The sequence below is a fragment of the Kitasatospora sp. NPDC004745 genome, from assembly GCF_042873275.1.
Lineage (GTDB): Bacteria > Actinomycetota > Actinomycetes > Streptomycetales > Streptomycetaceae > Kitasatospora.
The window spans coordinates 340,998-358,530 of sequence record NZ_JBIALK010000002.1 but is presented as its reverse complement, the minus strand read 5'-3'; the positions used below and the strand labels follow the sequence as shown (position 1 = coordinate 358,530).

15 protein-coding genes are annotated in these 17,533 nt (G+C 73.9%); 3 read left to right on the top strand and 12 right to left on the bottom strand.

Going from position 1 to position 17,533, the window contains the following annotated elements:
- Window positions 1–118: 118 nt before the first annotated feature.
- The 6 genes from ACFYUY_RS05210 to ACFYUY_RS05185 form a co-directional block, all read right to left on the bottom strand.
- Window positions 119–997, bottom strand: a complete 879-nt coding sequence (locus ACFYUY_RS05210) for an amidohydrolase family protein (protein WP_387898094.1) — start codon at window positions 995–997, stop codon at window positions 119–121.
- Window positions 994–2,628 (bottom strand): acyl-CoA dehydrogenase family protein, encoded by a 1,635-nt coding sequence (locus ACFYUY_RS05205; protein WP_387898093.1) that lies wholly within the window; start codon window positions 2,626–2,628, stop codon window positions 994–996. The genes ACFYUY_RS05210 and ACFYUY_RS05205 overlap by 4 nt, the downstream gene beginning before the upstream one ends.
- The gene (locus ACFYUY_RS05200; RefSeq protein WP_387898090.1) at window positions 2,612–3,376 is read right to left on the bottom strand and encodes a TetR/AcrR family transcriptional regulator; all 765 of its coding nucleotides are present in this window, start codon (window positions 3,374–3,376) and stop codon (window positions 2,612–2,614) included. The genes ACFYUY_RS05205 and ACFYUY_RS05200 overlap by 17 nt, the downstream gene beginning before the upstream one ends.
- Before the next feature lie 215 nt (window positions 3,377–3,591).
- Window positions 3,592–5,076 carry a S28 family serine protease gene (locus ACFYUY_RS05195; protein ID WP_387898087.1) on the bottom strand — a complete coding sequence of 495 codons (1,485 nt, stop codon included), beginning with the start codon at window positions 5,074–5,076 and terminating at the stop codon, window positions 3,592–3,594.
- Window positions 5,077–5,256: 180 nt separating this feature from the next.
- Complete coding sequence (locus tag ACFYUY_RS05190) at window positions 5,257–6,180, bottom strand: serine protease (RefSeq protein WP_387898084.1); 924 nt, start codon at window positions 6,178–6,180, stop codon at window positions 5,257–5,259.
- A gap of 131 nt (window positions 6,181–6,311) precedes the next feature.
- On the bottom strand, window positions 6,312–6,941 hold the full coding sequence (locus tag ACFYUY_RS05185; RefSeq protein ID WP_387898081.1) for a TetR family transcriptional regulator: 630 nt from the start codon (window positions 6,939–6,941) through the stop codon (window positions 6,312–6,314).
- Between the two features lie 118 nt (window positions 6,942–7,059).
- On the opposite strand from ACFYUY_RS05185, the gene ACFYUY_RS05180 reads away from it, so the two are divergent.
- From ACFYUY_RS05180 to ACFYUY_RS05170, 3 genes are all read left to right on the top strand, one after another.
- Entirely contained in the window at window positions 7,060–7,215 is a 156-nt protein-coding gene (locus ACFYUY_RS05180) for a hypothetical protein (protein ID WP_360220492.1), read from the top strand.
- A 40-nt stretch (window positions 7,216–7,255) separates the two neighbouring features.
- Window positions 7,256–7,585, top strand: a complete 330-nt coding sequence (locus tag ACFYUY_RS05175) for a DUF4190 domain-containing protein (RefSeq protein WP_387898079.1) — start codon at window positions 7,256–7,258, stop codon at window positions 7,583–7,585.
- A 106-nt stretch (window positions 7,586–7,691) separates the two neighbouring features.
- On the top strand, window positions 7,692–8,564 hold the full coding sequence (locus ACFYUY_RS05170; RefSeq protein WP_360220486.1) for a metallophosphoesterase: 873 nt from the start codon (window positions 7,692–7,694) through the stop codon (window positions 8,562–8,564).
- Window positions 8,565–8,730: 166 nt separating this feature from the next.
- Here ACFYUY_RS05170 and ACFYUY_RS05165 read toward each other — a convergent pair whose 3' ends face one another.
- From ACFYUY_RS05165 to ACFYUY_RS05140, 6 genes are all read right to left on the bottom strand, one after another.
- Window positions 8,731–11,289, bottom strand: coding sequence for an FtsX-like permease family protein (locus tag ACFYUY_RS05165; RefSeq protein ID WP_387898076.1), 2,559 nt, complete (start codon window positions 11,287–11,289; stop codon window positions 8,731–8,733).
- Window positions 11,286–12,041 (bottom strand): ABC transporter ATP-binding protein, encoded by a 756-nt coding sequence (locus ACFYUY_RS05160; RefSeq protein ID WP_387898073.1) that lies wholly within the window; start codon window positions 12,039–12,041, stop codon window positions 11,286–11,288. Before ACFYUY_RS05160 ends, ACFYUY_RS05165 begins: the two co-directional genes overlap by 4 nt.
- Window positions 12,038–12,316 carry an SHOCT domain-containing protein gene (locus tag ACFYUY_RS05155; RefSeq protein ID WP_360220477.1) on the bottom strand — a complete coding sequence of 93 codons (279 nt, stop codon included), beginning with the start codon at window positions 12,314–12,316 and terminating at the stop codon, window positions 12,038–12,040. Before ACFYUY_RS05155 ends, ACFYUY_RS05160 begins: the two co-directional genes overlap by 4 nt.
- Window positions 12,317–12,609: 293 nt before the next feature.
- Complete coding sequence (locus tag ACFYUY_RS05150) at window positions 12,610–13,287, bottom strand: response regulator transcription factor (protein WP_360220474.1); 678 nt, start codon at window positions 13,285–13,287, stop codon at window positions 12,610–12,612.
- On the bottom strand, window positions 13,284–14,582 hold the full coding sequence (locus tag ACFYUY_RS05145) for a sensor histidine kinase (protein ID WP_387898070.1): 1,299 nt from the start codon (window positions 14,580–14,582) through the stop codon (window positions 13,284–13,286). Before ACFYUY_RS05145 ends, ACFYUY_RS05150 begins: the two co-directional genes overlap by 4 nt.
- A gap of 193 nt (window positions 14,583–14,775) precedes the next feature.
- The gene (locus tag ACFYUY_RS05140; RefSeq protein WP_387898657.1) at window positions 14,776–17,361 is read right to left on the bottom strand and encodes an ATP-dependent Clp protease ATP-binding subunit; all 2,586 of its coding nucleotides are present in this window, start codon (window positions 17,359–17,361) and stop codon (window positions 14,776–14,778) included.
- Window positions 17,362–17,533 lie beyond the last annotated feature (172 nt).

The window sequence follows — 17,533 nt, the reverse complement described above, 5'->3', positions numbered from 1 at the left end:
GGGCGAGGGGCGGGTCGCTCGGCGTACGGCCGGGCAGCGTACGGCCGGGCGGCGCGCGTCTGGTGACGTGCGGTCTGGTGACGTGCGGCCGGCCGGGGTAGGGCGGCCGGCCGGCGCGTCAGAGGCCGAAGAGCGCGGCGGCGTTGTCGTGGCAGACGGCCCGCAGCCACTCCTCCCCCAGGCCCAACCCGGCCAGCGCCTCCAGCTGGTGGACGTACCGGTACGGGATGTTGGGGAAGTCGCTGCCGAGCAGCACGCGGTCCCGGAGGGCCCGCAGGCGCGGCAGTTCGGTGCGCGGGAACGGGTCGTCGGCCTCGACGAAGTCCGTGAACGCCATGGTGGTGTCCAGCCGGACGGAGGGGTGCCGCTCGGCGAGGTCGAGGAAGTCGCGGTACTCGGACATGCCGAGGTGGGCGACCACCAGGACCAGTCCGGGATGCCGGTCCAGCACCTCCCCGATCGGACCGGGGCCGGTGAACTTGCCGGCCACCGGCCCGGATCCGCAGTGGCAGACCACCGGCGTCCCGCTCTCGGCGAGCATCCCCCAGACCTCGTCCAGCCGGCGGTCCGTCGGGTCGTAGCCGCCGACCTGCAGGTGTGCCTTGAACACCCGGGCGCCGTCCTCGAGCGCCCGCGCCACGTAGCCGGGTGCCTCGGGCTCGGCGAAGAAGGTCGCGGTGTGCAGACAGTCCGGGGTGCGGGCGGCGAAGTCCGCCGCCCAGGCGTTCAGCCAGGCGGCCATGCCGGGCTTGTGCGGGTAGAGCATCGACGTGAACGCGCGGACGCCGAACTCCCGCAGCCGGTCGACGCGTTCGGACTCGGCCACCCGGTAGGTGATCGGCCACGGGCGGTCGACGAGCGGGCCCGCGGCGTCGAAGTACGCCCACACCTTGTCCATGACGTTCTTCGGCATGAAGTGGGTGTGCACGTCGATCAGCCCGGGCAGGCCCAGCGCCTGCCAGAACGCCCGGACGTCCGCGGCCTCGGTGCCGGTCACGCCGGCACCGGGCGGGCCCGGTCGATGATCGCGGTGGTGTCGACGCCGGAGGGCAGCGTGCCGAAGGCTGCGCCGTGGTCGCCGCCGAGCCGGCTGGCGCAGAACGCGTCCGCCACCGCCGCACTGCCGTGGCGCACCAGCAGCGAGCCCTGCAGGGCCAGCGCCATCGACTCGACCAGCCGACGGGTCCGGAACTCCAGGTCGGCGGGGTCCGACAACTGCTTGCGCAGGTCGGCGACGGCGGCGTCCAGCCGGCGGTCCGCCCCGGCCGCGGCGTCGAGCTCGCCCAGGAAGGCCTCCACGGTCTCCGGGCGCCTGGCCATCGCGCGCAGCGCGTCCAGGGCGGCCACGTTCCCGGAGCCCTCCCAGATCGACACCAGCGGCGCCTCCCGGTAGAGCCGCGGCATCCCGGACTCCTCGACGTAGCCGTTGCCGCCCAGGCACTCCAGCGCCTCGGCGGCGTGCGCCGGACCGCGCTTGCAGACCCAGTACTTGGCCACCGCCAGGCCCAGCCGCCGGACCAGCGACTCCGTCCCGTCCCCGGCCAGCGCCCGGTCGGTGGCCTCGGCGAGGCGCATCGCGACGGCCGTCGCCGCCTCGGACTCCACCACCAGGTCGGCGAGCACGTTGCGCATCAGCGGCTGGTCCACCAGCGCCTCGCCGAACGCACGCCGGTGGAGGGCGTGGTGGACGGCCCGGGTGGCGCCGTAGCGCATCCCGGCGGCGGCGCCGGTGGTGCAGTCCAGGCGGGTCATGTTGACCATCTCGATGATGGTCGGCACCCCGCGCCCCTCCTCGCCGACCAGCCAGCCGACGGCACCGTCGTACTCCAACTCGGCCGAGGCGTTGGACTTGTTGCCCAGCTTGTCCTTGAGCCGCATCAGCTGGAGCCGGTTGCGGCTCCCGTCCGGCAGCACCCGCGGCAGCACGAAACAGCTCAGGCCGCCGGGCGCCTGGGCGAGCGTCAGGAAGAGGTCGGACATCGGCGCGGAGGTGAACCACTTGTGGCCGGTCAGCCGGTAGGTGCCGTCCGCCTGCGGGGTCGCGGTGGTGGTGTTGGTGCGGACGTCCGAGCCGCCCTGCTTCTCCGTCATCGACATGCCGGCGATCAGCCCGCGCTTGGTGCGCGGCTCGCGCAGCCCGAAGTCGTACTCGGTCGCGGCCAGCAGCGGCTCCAACTCGGCCGCCAGGGCGGGGTTCGCGCGCAGCGCCGGGACGGCGGCGTAGGTCATCGAGATCGGGCAGGTGTGGCCGGCCTCGACCTGGCTCCAGACGAGGAACTTCGCGGCGCGGGCCGCGTGCGCGCCGGGCCGGTCGTCCCGCCAGGGCGCGGCGTGCAGGCCGTGGGAGACGGCGGTGCGCATCAGCTCGTGCCAGGCCGGGTGGAACTCGACCTCGTCGACCCGGTGGCCGAAGCGGTCGTGGGTGCGCAGCACCGGCGGGTTCTCGTTGGCCAGCCGACCCCACTCGGCCGCCTGCTCGGAGCCGGCCAGCCGGCCGAGCTCCCGCAGCTCGGGCTCGGCCCAGCCGGCGCCGGCCCGGTGCAGCGCGGCGAGCAGGGTCGGGTCGGCGGCGGTGTCGTGGCCGTACGGCAGGGGCACCTGGTTGGTGACCTCATGCGTCGCTGTCATCGCGTCCTCCCAGGGCACGCAGGGTGAAGGAGACCAGGGCGGGAACCACCACGGCGGCGGCCCCGGGTGCGGGTGCGGGTGCAGGCTCGGTGGGTGCGCCGGTGGCGGGTGCGGGCTGGGTGGGTGCAGGCTCCGGGAGCGCTCCGGCGGCGGTGGCGGGTACGGGCTGGGCGGCGGTGGCGGTGGCGGGCCCGGCGGGTGCGCCGCGCCGGCCGGGTGCGGCCGAGAGCGGGCCGGCGAGCGCCTCGCCGACCGCGCCGACCAGGGCGGCCGCGGTCAGCACCGGGTCCTGTTCGGGGAGTTCGCCGTCGGCCACGGCGGTGGCGATCTCGGTGGCGATCACGTCCCGGAACGCCCGCCGGAACACCAGGCGCTCGCCGTCGACCACCGCGTCGGCCGGCTCGACCAGCAGCGCGTACGCCAACCGGGGCGCGCGCAGCGCCCGGGAGGCGAAGGTCTCGACGACGGCGGCGATCCGGTCCTGCGGGGTCTCCCGGGCGGCGACGGCCGCGTTGACGGCGTCCATCTCGCGGGTCACCACCCGCCGGAACAGCTCCACCGACAGCTCGGCCTTGTTGGCGAAGTGCTGGTAGAGGCTCCCGGTCGCGATCCCGGCGCGGTCCGCCACGGCGGCCATGGTGCAACCGCCGTACCCGCGCTCGGCGAGGAGCAGGACGGCGGCCTGGAGCACCGTCTCACGCTGGGCGTCCAGCCGGGCTTGGACGGCGGGCGTGCGTCGGTAGGCCATGGAAGCATTGAAGCACCGATTCACTGCTTCGGTAAGGGGGCGGACGGCGTCGCGCGACGCCCCGGGCCCGGCCCGGGGCGCGCGGCCGGCCCGGAACGCGGAAAGGCTCCGGAACGCACGGGCCCCGGGAACACACGGGCCCGGGGACGCGGGGGAGCCCCGGAACGCACGGAGGCCACCCCGGCGGGGGTGGCCTCCTGGTAGCGCGGTCCCGACTACAGCGGGCGGCGCTCCAGCTTCTGGCCCTCCTCGTCGAGCGGGCCGAACGGCGGGATCTGCTGCGCCTTGGCGAGCGAGCGGGCCGAGTCGTGGTCGGCCAGACCGGCCCACTCCAGCACCTTGGCGGTCGCCTCGGCCGACTCCGCGGCCGGCAGCTTGCCGATGTTGGAGCCGTGGTTGCCGCCCGGCACGGTGTAGACGTAGCTGTCCTCGCTGCCCCGGCCGAGCTTGAACGGCTTGGCGCCCCACGGGTCGTTGCCGCCGTAGACGAACATGATCCGCTCGGCGTCGCGCTTCACCCAGCGGTCGATGTCACGCATCGCGTACGGGTTGAAGGTGGTCGGGATCTCCTTCGGCACGTAGGAGCGAGCCGAGTAGAGCTCCTTGTAGTCGTAGTGCAGCTGGTCCTTCAGGTACGAGACGTCGAAGAACGGCGCACCCAGCTCGGTGGCGGCCTGGTAGTAGTAGGCGGTGTACTTCGCCAGCGACTGGTCGCTGTTGCCGGTGATGCCGGACTGCGCGTCGAACCAGGCGTACAGCTCGTCGTCGGTCGCGGTCGCGGCGGCCGGGACCTTCGCGCAGTCCGCCTCGGTGCTGTACTGCCAGAACGCCCAGACCACGTCGAGGACACCCGCCTCGTAGGCCCGGTCCGGCGTGCCCAGGGTGTTGAAGGTCGAGCCCGCGGTCTTGTTGTCCGCCACGTAGCGCGCCTCCAGGCGGTCGCGGCGCACCAGCAGCTCCCGCTGCGCCGCGTTCAGCGCGGCCCGGCACTCCGCGGTGCCGACCGTGCGGAAGAACTGGGTGTAGGCGGCATAGTCGTTGACGTCGGTGTTGTTCGGCGCCACGTACGCGACCGTGCCCGCCATGTCGTCCGGGTAGAAACGGCGGTAGTAGGTGGAGGACATGCCGCCCTTGCTGGCGCCGGTGGAGATCCACTCCTGCTGGTAGATCCGCTTGAGCGCGGTCACCAGCCGGTGCGAGTCGGCGGCCTGCTGGCGGATGCCGGCCTTGGTCCAGTCCGCCGGCTCGGGGCGCGAGGGCATGAAGAAGCGGTACTCGATCGACACCTGGTTGCCGTCCACCAGTCGCGCCGGCTCGGTGCGGGACGGCGTGGTGCCCAGCGTGTAGCCGTTGGTGTAGAAGACGGTCGGGCGGTCGTACCCGCGGTGCAGCAGGCTGAAGCGCTGCTGGAAGGTGCCCAGCCAGGGCCGCGCGTGGTCGATCGGCTGGGTGTAGGTGGCCAGGAAGTACCGGTGGCCGGTGGTGGTGGGCTTCTCCTCGGTGACGGTCACCCCGGGGATCGCCGCGAGGCGGTCCTTGATGTCCGCGTTCGGGTCGTCGGCGGGGCTCCGACCGGCGGCGGCATCGGCCGCCCCGACGCCCTGCGCACCGGCGGCCATCGCCGGGGCGGACAGGCCGCCGAACGCGAGCAGCGGTATCAGCAGGGCGGAAACCAGCAGCCTTCGCACTGTGGTGGTCATCAACTCTCCATCTGGTCAACGGACATGACTGCTGCCTTGTCGGCACAACTCTGCGGTGCGGGTGGTGCGACGGCCGCCTGGTAGACGGCCGAATGGGCCACCCGCCGATCGCGGGTGGCCCATCGGGAACGGATGCTGGTCAGTGGGGTCGCCCCGGGCCCGTGACGGGCGGCCCACCGGTCACGGGCGGGGCAGGGTGCAGCCGGGCAGGGTGAGGTCGAAGCGGTTGCCGGCGGCGAAGCAGGCGGGGATCCCGTAGGTCTCCTGGGCGTAGCCGATGCCCTGGTGCACCGTCACCCGGCCGCTCTGGTCGACCTCGCAGGGGTTGTCCAGGGTGCAGGACTCGCCGCTCTCGTTGATCGTGTTGTTGACGGCGACCACCTGGCCGGTGTTCGCGTCGACCACCGGCGAGCCGGAGGTACCACCGATCACGTTGCACCCGGAGGTGTAGCGCACCGAGTCCTTGAAGACCCAGTCGGCCTCGTGCAGCCGGTAGGCGAAGCCGTCGATCGAGCAGGAGTAGATCTTCTTCCAGTACCCGGAGACGACCTTGATCGAGGCGCCCTGGGTGGGGTGGGCGGCCGAGATCGTCAGCGGGGCGATCCCGTAGCGGGACTGGATCGAGGAGTAGCTGGTGTTCAACTGGTAGATCGACACGTCGGTGTCGGTCATCGCCCCGTAGACCACCTTGGTCGCGCGCAGGGTCGCGAGCCGGCCGCCGGTGGAGCTGAGCAGGGTGAAGGTCCGGCTGGAGGACTGGTTGAGGACCACTTGGCCGGGGCCGGGCATCCCGGACTCCAGGCAGTGCCCGTTGGACAGGACGAGGGCCGGGTCACTCGCGGCCGAGCCGGGCATCCGGACCAGCGAGCCGGAGCAGTTGCTGAGCGCCACCGTCCCGGCGAAGGTCACGGCGGCGAGGGGGGCAGCCTTGGTGTCCACCGCGGCGGCGTCCGCCCCGGACGCGGCGGCGGTCTCGGCGGCGGTGTCGGCGGCGACGGAGGCGGGGGCCTCCGGGGTCGCGGCCTGGGCGGGGAGGGCTCCGGCGAGGGCGGTCGTCCCGGTGACCAGGAGCGCGGCGAGCATGCCTATGAGCGGCTTCTTCATGAGAGACCTCTCGGTGTGGGGGTCCACCAAAGCTGTCGCGGACATGACTCACTGTCAAGAGTCAAGACCACCCCAAGAGGTCACTCCGGCCGCAATGGCCAGTTCCCGCCCTCAGCCCGCCAGGGGAGCCGTCAACTCCCCTGCCAGTGCCGCCGACCGACGCTGATCAGGCGCAGCTGCAGGCGCGCGGTGGCGGCGATCCGCTGCACCCTGGCCGGATCAGCCTCCACGGCCTCCAGCAGGGCCGAAGCCGTCGACACCATGTGATCCACGTACAACTCGGCGAGCATCCCCAGGTCCCGCCCGCTCCACCCGCGCGAGACCGGCTGGAGCGCCAGCGCCTCCCCCACCTCGGCGGCGAACCGCCCGAGTTCCGCGTCGATCGCCTCGCGCACCCGCCGGACCCCGCCGTGCCGCTCGCGCGCCAGGAAGCGGACATGCGCCCGGTGATCCATGACGTGCCGCTCGATGACGTCCACCGCACGGTCGATCAGCTCCTCGGCGCCGCCCGCCTCGGCGAGCACCGACCTGATCATCACGTGCAGGCTCGCCAGCGACTCCTCGACCAGCGCCACCCCGAGCGCGGCGAGGTCCGGGAAGTGCCGGTAGAAGGCGGCCGGGGACAGTCCGGCCTCCCGGGTGACCTCGCGCACGCCGAGGCTGGCGAGGTTCTGATCGGCCAGCAGGTGCAGACCCGCGTCCAGCAACGCGCGCCGACTCTGCTGCTTCTGGGCCTGTCTGGCCCCAACGATGTGACTCACGCCATTCAGTAAACAAGTGTTTGCCGAAATTGGCCAGTCGGCGTAGAGTGACACCGAAGTCAGTGAACACTTGTCAACCGAAACTCGGATGACACCGCACCGGCCGGAGGGGCCAGCCATGATCCTGTTCTCTGCCCTGGTCGCCATGGGCGTCCTGATCGGCGCCGCCGCACACACCTCGCTCCCCGTCTTCCTCACCGCCTCGGCCGCCATCGCCGCCTGGCTGCTCGCCTTCGGCGCCCGCGAGGGCATCGCCCGCCTCCGGCAGCGCTGACCCGGCCGCTCCGACTCCCCAGAGAGGACCCGCCACCGCCATGAGCACCGTCACCGAACACCGCGGCACCGCCACCGAGCACCGCGGCACCGACCACGCCACCGAGCACCGCGGCACCGCCACCGACCGCGCCGGCGCCGAGGCCGACAACCTGGCCGTCGCCTCCTTCCTCCTCGGCCTGCCCGGCCTGCTGATCTTCAACATCGCCCTGGGGCCGCTCGCCATCGTCCTCGCCACGCTGGCCCTGGTCCGCGGCACCCGGCGCCGCGGCCGCGCCCTCCTCGGCCTGGCCCTCGGCATCGCCTCGCTGGCGATCCTGACCGTCACCACCGTCTCCGCCCACGGCGTGCTCATGGACTTCGGCAGCTGAACCGCCGACGCCGGCCGCTCGAACGCGCGATCCCGCCAACCCGCCCCACGGCCCCCATCCGCCACGTACTGTGGCGACATCGGCAGGGTGAGCACAGGGGGCAGGAGTGACGACCGAACACCGCGGCGACGCGTCGACGGAGCCGACCGGAGCGGGCGGGCGGCTGCTCGCCGTGAGCGACCTCCACATCTCCTACCAGGAGAACCGGGACCTGGTGGAGAAGCTCCAGCCCACCTCCCCCGACGACTGGCTGCTCGTCGCCGGGGACGTCGCCGAGCTGACCACCAGCATCGAGTGGGCGCTCGGCCTGCTCGCCGAACGCTTCGCCCGGGTAATCTGGGCCCCCGGCAACCACGAACTGTGGACCCACCCCGAGGACCCGGTGACGCTCCGCGGTGTCGCCCGCTACGAGCACCTCGTCGAACTCTGCCGGAACCTCGGCGTGGTGACTCCCGAGGACCCGTACCCGCTCTGGCAGGGCGCGGGCGGCCCGGTCCGGATCGCCCCGCTCTTCCTGCTGTACGACTACTCCTTCCGGGCGCCGGGGACGACCACCAAGGAGGAGTCCCTCGCGGCCGCCTACGAGAGCGGCATCGTCTGCGCCGACGAGCGGATGCTCCACCCGGACCCGTTCCCCGACCTCGACTCCTGGTGCCGCGAGCGGGTCCGGCTGACCGAGCAGCGGCTCGCCGCCTGTGACCCGGACGTACCGCTCGTGCTGGTCAACCACTATCCGCTGGTCCGCCACCCCACCGAGATCCTCTGGTACCCCGAGTTCGCCCAGTGGTGCGGCACCGAGCTGACGGCCGATTGGCACCGCCGCTTCAACACCGCGGCGATGATCTACGGCCACCTGCACATCCCCCGCAAGACCAGCTACGACGGCGTCCCCTTCGAGGAGGTCTCGCTCGGCTACCCGCGGGAGTGGCGCCGCCGCGGACTGCCGGACCCGCTGCTGCGGGAGGTGTTCCCGCGGTAGGCCCGGGGAGCACCGGGCCCGGGGGGGGTACGGCGGCACGGGGGGTACGGCGGCACGGGGGGTACGGCGGCACGGGGGCACGCTCCCTCTCCTCGTCCGCTCACGACTCCGCCTCCTTCCGTCGTTGGTTCGGCCCGCCGACCGTTCTCCGCCCTGGCCCCTGCCGTCACTCCGTGGCGATCGCCCGAAGGACGTCCAGCCGTGCCGCCCGCCCCGCCGGGCGGAGGCCGGCCACCGCGCCGGCGAGCAGCCCGGCCGCCAGCACCACGGCGAGCTGCCCCGGCGGTATCGCGAAGGAGCTCGTCCCCGCGCGGTCCGCGGCCCGGACCAGCGCCCAGCCGAGGAAGGCCCCCAGCCCGAGCCCGCCGACCGTCCCGAAGGCGGCCACCAGCACCGACTCCCAGCGCACCATGCCGCGCAGTTGCGCCCTGGTCTGGCCGACGGCCCGCAGCAACCCGAGCTCCCTGGTCCGCTCGTGCACCGCCAGCGTCAGCGTGTTGGCGATGCCCAGCAGCGCGATCAGCACCGCCAGCGCCAGCAGCGCGTAGACCACCGACAGCATCATGTCGACGCCGGAGGCCGCGCTCTTCGCGTAGCCGTCGCGGTCCTGCACCTGCGGACTGCCGAACGGGACCAGTGCCTTCTCCACCGCCGCCTTGCCGGCGGTGGTGGAGACGCCGTCGCGCAGGCCGACCGCGACCATGGTGTCCGCGTCCTGCCCCCGGTGCGGGGCCCAGGCCTGGCGGGTCACCAGGTAGTCACCGGCCAGCCCGCCGCCCTCGTAGAGTGCGCGGATCGTGAACGGACCGCTGCTGCCGTCGGTGAAGCCCACGGTGACGGACTGTCCGAGCTGCCAGCCGTGCTGCCGCGCCTCGCTGCGGGAGACCGCCAGGCCGTCCGTGCCGAGCCCGTCCAGCGAGCCGTCGACCCGGCCGAGGTCGACGATCCCCGGCAGCCTGGCCGGATCGGTGACGTCCAGCGCCCGCCCGTGCCCGTCGATCCGGGCGACGCCCCGGCCGAGCCCGACCGCCTGCCGGACTTCGGGCAGCCCGGCCAGCGCGTCCGCCACCTTCGGGCTGATCCCGCTGCCGCCGGCCCCGAACGAGGGGCTGGTGACGGCCAGGTCTCCCGCGAAGGACTTGCTCACCGTGGAGTCCAGGGTGGCCTTGATCGATGCGCCGAAGACGGTGAACAGCGTCACCACCGCGACCCCGATCATCAGCGCGCTCGCCGTCGCCGCCGTCCGGCGCGGGTTGCGCGCCGCGTTGCGTCGGGCCAGCAGGCCGGAGACCCCGCGCAGCCGGGGCAGTGGCGCGCCCAACGTCCGGACCGCGAACGCCGCCGCGACCGGGCCGAGCACCGCCAGCGCCCCGCCCGCCGTCAGGGCCACCGACGGGCCGTCGGTGGCGCCGAGGACGGCGACCGGCACTCCGCCGGCCAGCAGCAGACCGCCGGCCAGCACCCGGACGGTGCCGGAACGCCCCTGTCCGGCCCGGTCGACGCCCGTCTCCCGCAGCGCCGCCAGCGGTGCCGTCCGCCCGGCCCGGACCGCGGGCAGCAGCGCCGAGCCCACCGCGACCAGCGTCCCGACCAGCAACGGGAGCACGATCGCCGCCGCACCGATCACCATGCCGCCGGTCGGCAGGGCGAAGCCGAGGGTGGAGAACAGTGCCTTGAGGCCGGTGGCCACGCCGATCCCGCCCAGCAGGCCGCCGAGCGAGGCCAGCAGGCCGACCGCCGAGGCCTCCGCGAGCGTCGCGCCCAGCACCTGACCGCGCACCGCGCCGAGCGCCCGCAGCAGCGCGTTCTCCCTGGTGCGCTGGGCGACCACGATGGCGAAGGTGTTGTGGATGGTGAACGTGGCGACCAGCAGCGCGATCCCGGCGAAGACCAGCAGCAGGGTGGTGAACATGCTCAGGAACCGCCCGGACAGCAGCTGGGTGCTCTCCTGGGTGGCCGCCGTTCCCGTGATGGCCTGGACGCCCGCCGGGAGCCGCGGGGTGATCCGGTCGACCAGCTCCCGCTGGCCGACCCCGGCCGCCGCGCGGACCTGGATCGAACTGGCCTGCCCGGCGCCCTTCGGAGTGAGGTGGTGCTCGGCGTCCGCGAAGGTCATGGCGGTGAAGGTGCTCGGGCCCATGCCGTCCGCGCTCGCCCCGAAGGTGGCGATGCCGACGACGGTGACCGGGACCGGGTCGGGGGTGCGCAGCACGGTGGTCGAGCCGATGTGCAGCCCGCCCGACCGCGCCGCTCCCCGGTTGACCACGACCTCCCCCGGCGCCGCCGGTGCCCGGCCCTCGGCGAGCCGGTACGGGTTGAGCCTCCCGTCGGTGAGCCAGTTGCCCGCCAGGGTCGGGGGCCCCTGACCGCCGATCGGCTTGCCGTCGGAGCCGACCAGTTGGCCCGCGCCCTGGACGGACGGCTCTGCGGCGGCCACCCCGGGGACGGTGCGCAGCCCGTCGGCGAGCGCGGCGTCCACCGGGGCCCGCACCCCGCCGGCGGTGCCCGGGGAGTCCAGCACGTCGGCGCTGCGGACCACCACGTCGGTGCCCGCGTTGGCGTCGGCGAAGAGGGTGTCGAAGTTGGCCCGGAGGGTGTCCCCCAGCACCATGGTGCCGGTCAGGAAGCTGACCCCGAGCAGGATGGACAGGAAGGTGCCGGCCAGCCGCCGCTTGTGGGCGCGCAGTGAGCGCAGGCTGAGCCGGAAGGTGACCGCGGACGTCATGACCGCCCCCGTTCGAAGGCCTTCATCCGGTCCAGCACCGCCGCGGCGCTGGGGCGCTCCATCCGGTCCACCAGCCGCCCGTCGGCGAGGAAGAGCGCCTCGTCGGCGTGGCCGGCGGCCGTCGGGTCGTGGGTGACCATGACCACCGACTGCCCCATCTCGTCCACCGCGCGGCGCAGCAGGCCGAGCACCTCGCCGCCCGAGCGGGAGTCGAGGTTGCCGGTGGGCTCGTCGGCGAAGACCACCTGCGGCCGCCCGGCCAGTGCCCGGGCCACCGCGACCCGCTGCTGCTGGCCGCCGGAGAGCTCGCCGGGCCGGTGGTGCAGCCGGTCTCCGAGGCCGACGACGTCGATCAGCGCCGTCAGCCAGTCCTCGTCGGGGGCCGCCCCGGCGAGGTCGAGCGGCAGGGTGACGTTCTCCAGGACGGTGAGCGTGGGCACCAGGTTGAAGGCCTGGAAGACGAAGCCGACCCGCTCGCGGCGCAGCAGGGTGAGCCGCCGGTCGTTCAGGGAGCCGAGCTCGGTCTCGCCGATCCAGGCGCGGCCCGAGCTGAGGGTGTCCAGCCCGGCCGCGCAGTGCATCAGGGTGGACTTGCCCGAGCCGGAGGGCCCCATGATCGCGGTGAAGCGCCCGGCCGGGAACTCCACCGTCACGCGGTCCAGCGCACGGACCTCGGTGCCGCCGACGCCGTAGACCTTGACGGCGTAGGCGACCCGGGCGGCGGTGCCCCGGACGAGGTCGAGGGTCGTCACTTCCCGGCACCCCCTCGGGACTGGTCGCGCGGCGACTCGGTGAGCACGGCCCGCTTGGCCCGGTACTCCTCGGCGTCGATGTCGCCCTCGGCGTAGCGGCGGCCCAGGACGGCCATCGGGTGGTCCGCCCCGGCCCCGGGCCCGCAGCCGCGCCGCCAGAACGTCCGGCGCAGCACCGTGATCACCAGGACCACCACGGCGATCCAGACCAGGGGGACCAGCAGGATCCAGGGACCGGGACCGTGACCGTCCCAGTCGGCCAGCAGTGTGTACATGGTGGTTCATCTCCTCGGCGGTTGCCTCCAGGACCCCGGGCGGTTCCCGAGGTGACTAGAGCGTGCCGCGGAGCCCTCTCATCACGCGTCCTACCAGCAGCGACAGTTGCGGTACTCCCGGGAGAGTACGGACGGCTCCCGACACGCCGGGCCGGGAGTACCGGGCCCTTGCGCACCGCCACTCGGCCCGGTCGCCACTCATCCCTGCCACCGCTCGGACCCACCGGCCCTCGGACTCACCGGCCCTCGGACCCACCGCCGATCGGCCCGGCTGCCCGCGTCCCTACCGCCGCTCAGCCCAGCCAGCCCGGCCGCACCAGCCCCGACTCGTAGGCCAGCACCACCAGTTGCGCCCGGTCCCGGGCGCCGAGCTTCAGCATCGTCCGGCTCACGTGCGTCTTGGCCGTCAACGGGCTCACCACCAGCCGCCGGGCGATCTCGTCGTTGGACAGCCCCATCCCGACCAGCGCCAGCACCTCCCGCTCCCGCTCGGTCAGCGCGGAGACGTCCGTGAGCCCCGCCGGCGCCGCCCCGGGCCCCTTCGAGCGGGCCGCGAACTCGCCGATCAGCCGCCGCGTCACCCCCGGCGACAGCAGCGCGTCCCCCGCCACCGCGACCCGGATCGCCCGCAGCAGCTCGGCCGGGTCGGTGTCCTTGACGAGGAAGCCCGCCGCCCCCGAACGCAGCGCCTCGAAGACGTACTCGTCCAGCTCGAAGGTGGTCAGCACGACCACCCGTACGGAGGACAGCGCCTCGTCCCCGGCGATCCGCCGGGTCGCCTCCAGGCCGTCCATCCGCGGCATCCGGACGTCCATCAGCACGACGTCCGGCAGGAGTTCGCGGGCCAGCCGGACCGCCGCCTCGCCGTCGTCCGCCTCGCCGACCACCGTGAGGTCGTCCTCCAGGTCGAGCAGGGCGCGGAACCCGGCCCGGACCAGCAGTTGGTCATCCGCCAGCAGTACCCGAATCACTCACTCTCCGCCTTCGGTGTCGGCAGCTCCGCCCTGACCCGGAAGCCGCCGCCGGGCAGCGGCCCCGCCGTGATGGTGCCACCGAACGCGCCGGCCCGTTCGCGCATCCCCGCCAGTCCGCTGCCCGAACCGCCCGCGTCGCCCAGCACGGCCGGGCCCGGGTCCTCGACCAGGACCACCAGCACCGCCGGATCCCGCCAGTCCAGGACCACGACGGCCTGCCGGGCCACCGAGTGCCGGATCACGTTGGTCAGCGCCTCCTGGACGATCCGGAAGGCGGTGAGGTCGACGGCGGCGAACAGCGCCCGCCGGTCACCGTCCTCGTGCACCTCGACGGCCAGGCCCACCCGGTCGGCCTGGTCGGTGAGTTCGTCCAGCCGGTCCAGCCCGGGCGCCGGTCCGCGCGGCGCCGCACCGGGCCCGCGCAGCGTCGCGAGGACCTGGCGGACCTCCCCCAGCGCCTCCTTGCTGGTCGACTTGATGGTGACCAGCGCGGTGCGGGCCTGCTCCGGCCGGCGGTCCAGCAGCGCGAGCGCGACCCCCGCCTGGACGTTGATCAGCGACAGGCTGTGCGCCAGGATGTCGTGCAGCTCCCGGGCCATCCTCAGCCGCTCCTCGTTCGCCCGGCGCTGCTCCACCTGCTGCCGGTAGGCCTGGTGCGCGGCGATCCGCTCCCGCCGGAACCGGACCAGCTCGGCGCCCACCGCGACCAGCAACAGCCAGGCCAGCAGGCCGAGTTCCTCCTGCCAGGCGACACCGGACGACGACGTGCGCTGCCAGTCCTCCGGGAGCACGAAGGTGACCAGCACGTGCACCAGGTACACACCGGCCAGACCCGCCCAGGCCGCCCGGCGGTGCCCGGCGCCGATCGCCGCGCAGCAGGCGATCAGCCAGCTCAGGAACACCGGCCCGTACGGGTACCCGGCGCCCAGGTAGACCGCCGTGACCACCGAGGTGCCGAGCACCGCCGCGACCGGCCGGCGGCAGCGCAGCACCAGCAGCGCCGGGCCGACCAGCAGCAGGAAGTAGCCCAGCCCGTCCAGCGGGACCCGGCCGGGCTGGTTCCGGGCGGCGAACGTCGACCCGACCACCTGGATCATCGCGGCCGCGGCCGCCAGCCCGAGCGGCCAGCCCGCCTTGGCCGCCCGCACCCACGGCGGGCGCCACGGCTCGGGCGGCCCGGGCGGCTCGGACGGCGGCCCGGCCGATCCGGGCGGCTGCGGCGGCCCGGCCGGTTCCGGTGTCCCCGGCCCGACCGGGGGGTCCTCCGACGGCGGGGGCGTGCGCGGCATCATGCCCGGAAGGCTAGACCCGCGCCGCCTCCCCACGCGTCCTCCACCAGTGGCGTTCGGGCGTACTCCCACGGGAGTACGCCCGAACCCGCCCGCGGGCACGCCGACCTGCCGGTCTGCCCGCCTGCCTGCCCTGTCTGCCTCTCTGCCCGCCGGCCCGACCGCGCGCGGCCCGACCCGCTCGCCGGGCCCCCGGTCACCCTGCCGCCGGCGCTCCCTGCTCCGCCACCGCGACGTCCGCGGACGCCTCCGGCCGCGCCAGGGTGACCACCAGCTCGCCGTCGCCCACGTCCGCGATCAACGTGTCCCCCTCCCGCACCGTGCCGTCCAGCAGCAGGTTCGACACCCGGTTGTCCAGCTCCGACTGGATCGTCCGACGCAGCGGCCGGGCCCCGAACTCGGGCTGGTAACCACGGTTGACCAGCCACTCCTTGGCCGCCTCGGTGACCTCCAGCCGCACGTCCTGCGCCCTGAGCCGGCGCCGGCTGCGCTCCAGCAGCAGGTCGACCACCGACAGCAGGTCCTTCCGGGTGAGCGCGTGGAAGACGATCACCTCGTCGATCCGGTTCAGGAACTCCGGCCTGAACTGCTGGCGCAGGTCGCGCATCAGGTCGTCCCGCAGCGCCTGGTCGGGTGCCCCGCTCCGGGCGTCCACCGCTCCGGCGCGCTCGAGGATCCGCTGCGACCCGATGTTGCTGGTCATGATCACCACGGTGTTCCGGAAGTCGACCGTACGCCCCTGGGAGTCGGTCAGCCGCCCGTCGTCCAGCACCTGGAGCAGCAGGTTGAAGACGTCCGGGTGCGCCTTCTCCACCTCGTCGAAGAGCAGCACGCTGTACGGCTTGCGGCGCACGGCCTCGGTCAGCTGCCCCGCCTCGTCGTAGCCGACGTACCCGGGCGGGGAACCCACCAGCCGGGAGACGGTGTGCTTCTCCTGGAACTCGCTCATGTCGAAGCGGATCATCCGGTCCGGGTCCCCGAAGAGCAGCGCCGCCAGGGCCTTCGCCAGCTCGGTCTTGCCGACGCCGGTCGGCCCGAGGAAGAGGAACGAGCCGGTCGGCCGCTCCGGGTCGCCCATCCCGGCCCGGCCGCGGCGCACCGCCTGGGCCACCGCTGTGACCGCCTCGTGCTGGCCGACCACCCGCTCGTGCAGGTGCTCCTCCAGTTTGAGCAGCCGCTCCCGCTCCGTCGCGTTCAGCTCCGCCACCGGGATCCCGGTCCGGGACGACAGCACCTGGGCGATGTCGTCCGCGGTGACCTCCACGACCTCCTCGCGGGACTCCCCGACCGCCGCCAGCTCGTCCTCGGTCTGCCGCAGCTCCGTCTTCAGGTTGGCGGCCCGCACGAACTCCTCGTCCGCGACGGCCTCCTCCAGTTCCCGCTTCAGCTTGGTGATCCGGTCCTGCACCCCGGTCGCCGCGGTCGACCCGCTCAGGCTGCGCAGCCGCACCCGCGCACCCGCCTGGTCCAGCAGGTCGATCGCCTTGTCCGGCAGGAAGCGGTCACTGACGTACCGGTCGGAGAGCGACGCCGCCGCGTCCAGCGCCGCATCGGTGAACCGCACCTGGTGGTGCGCCTCGTAGGCGTCCCGCAGCCCCTGCAGGATCTCGACGGTCTCCTCGACGCTCGGCTCGGGCACCAGCACCGGCTGGAACCGCCGCTCCAACGCCGCGTCCTTCTCCACGTACCGGCGGTACTCGTCCAGCGTCGTCGCCCCGACCACGCTCAACTCACCGCGCGCCAGGGCCGGTTTGAGGATGTTGCCGGCGTCCATCGAGCCCTCGCCGCCGCCCCCGGCACCGACCACCGTGTGCAGCTCGTCCAGGAAGAGGATCACGCTCTTCTCCGCCGCCGTGACCTCGTCGATCACGCTCTTCAGCCGCTCCTCGAACTCCCCCCGGTACTTGGACCCGGCCACCAGGGCGGTCAGGTCCAGGGTGACCACCCGCTTCTCGCGCAGGCTCTGCGGCACGTCCCCGGAGACGATCCGCTGCGCCAGCCCCTCCACGATCGCGGTCTTGCCGACCCCCGGCTCCCCGATCAGCACCGGGTTGTTCTTGGTCCGCCGGGAGAGGATCTCGACGGTCTGCTCGATCTCCTCGGCCCGCCCCACCACCGGGTCCAGCCGCCCCGCGCGCGCCGCCTCGGTGAGGTCCCGGCCGTACTCGTCCAGCGTCGGGGTCTCGCTCGGGTGCGCGCCCGTGCTGCTGCGCTCACCACCCACCCCGCGCCCGTCCAGCACCGTCTTCAGCGCCTCCTGCGAGGGCGCCGCGTTGCGCAGCGCCGTCCCCGCACCGGAGCGCTCCTGGTCCAGCAGCGCGCCCAGGATGTGCTCCGGACCGATGTACGAGGCCCCGGCCGCCTGCGACCGGGCGTGCGCGGCCAGCAGCGCCCGCTTCGCCGCCGGGGTCAGCGCCGGCCGCCCCTCCGCCCCGGACACGTCCCCGGGCAACCCTCGCGACCCGCTACCGGACGTGTTCCCGGACGGCAGCGACTGCTCGAGGTCACCGCGCAACCGGTCCGGATCGATCCCCGCCCGCGCCAGCATCCGGCGCGACGGCTCCGCCCGGGTGGCCGCCCAGGCCAGGTGCGCCGTGTCGAGGTCGCTGCTCCCGTCCTCCGCCGCCCGCTGCGCCGCCAGCGCCAGCAGCTCCTGCGAGGACTCGCTCAGCAGCCGCCCGATCGGCACCCGCTGCACGGCGGGCGGGGAGGCCACCGGACTCATCCCGAAGAACCGGCTGAGCAGATCGGAGAACGGATCGCTCGATCCGAACGGGGGCATGGTCACGGCACTTCACCTCTCCCAAGCGGTCTGCAGCCACACAAACACAGCCCGCACCACCCCGCCTCCCGAACGAACCCGCCCGGTCCCACCCCCGTACCCCGTCACCAACCCCGCCAGGCACCCCCACCCGGCCGCCGGCCACGGACTGGTCAACACCAGCGGTTCGATG

Coding starts and splice junctions, on each gene's coding strand:
- ACFYUY_RS05200 (WP_387898090.1), bottom strand. CDS start 3,376: ATGGCCTACCGACGCACGCCCGCCGTCCAAGCCCGGCTGGACGCCCAG.
- ACFYUY_RS05205 (WP_387898093.1), bottom strand. CDS start 2,628: ATGACAGCGACGCATGAGGTCACCAACCAGGTGCCCCTGCCGTACGGC.
- ACFYUY_RS05165 (WP_387898076.1), bottom strand. CDS start 11,289: ATGACGTCCGCGGTCACCTTCCGGCTCAGCCTGCGCTCACTGCGCGCC.
- ACFYUY_RS05175 (WP_387898079.1), top strand. CDS start 7,256: ATGAGCACCGTCACCGAACACCGCGGCACCGCCACCGAGCACCGCGGC.
- ACFYUY_RS05140 (WP_387898657.1), bottom strand. CDS start 17,361: ATGCCCCCGTTCGGATCGAGCGATCCGTTCTCCGATCTGCTCAGCCGG.
- ACFYUY_RS05195 (WP_387898087.1), bottom strand. CDS start 5,076: ATGACCACCACAGTGCGAAGGCTGCTGGTTTCCGCCCTGCTGATACCG.
- ACFYUY_RS05155 (WP_360220477.1), bottom strand. CDS start 12,316: ATGTACACACTGCTGGCCGACTGGGACGGTCACGGTCCCGGTCCCTGG.
- ACFYUY_RS05145 (WP_387898070.1), bottom strand. CDS start 14,582: ATGATGCCGCGCACGCCCCCGCCGTCGGAGGACCCCCCGGTCGGGCCG.
- ACFYUY_RS05190 (WP_387898084.1), bottom strand. CDS start 6,180: ATGAAGAAGCCGCTCATAGGCATGCTCGCCGCGCTCCTGGTCACCGGG.
- ACFYUY_RS05180 (WP_360220492.1), top strand. CDS start 7,060: ATGATCCTGTTCTCTGCCCTGGTCGCCATGGGCGTCCTGATCGGCGCC.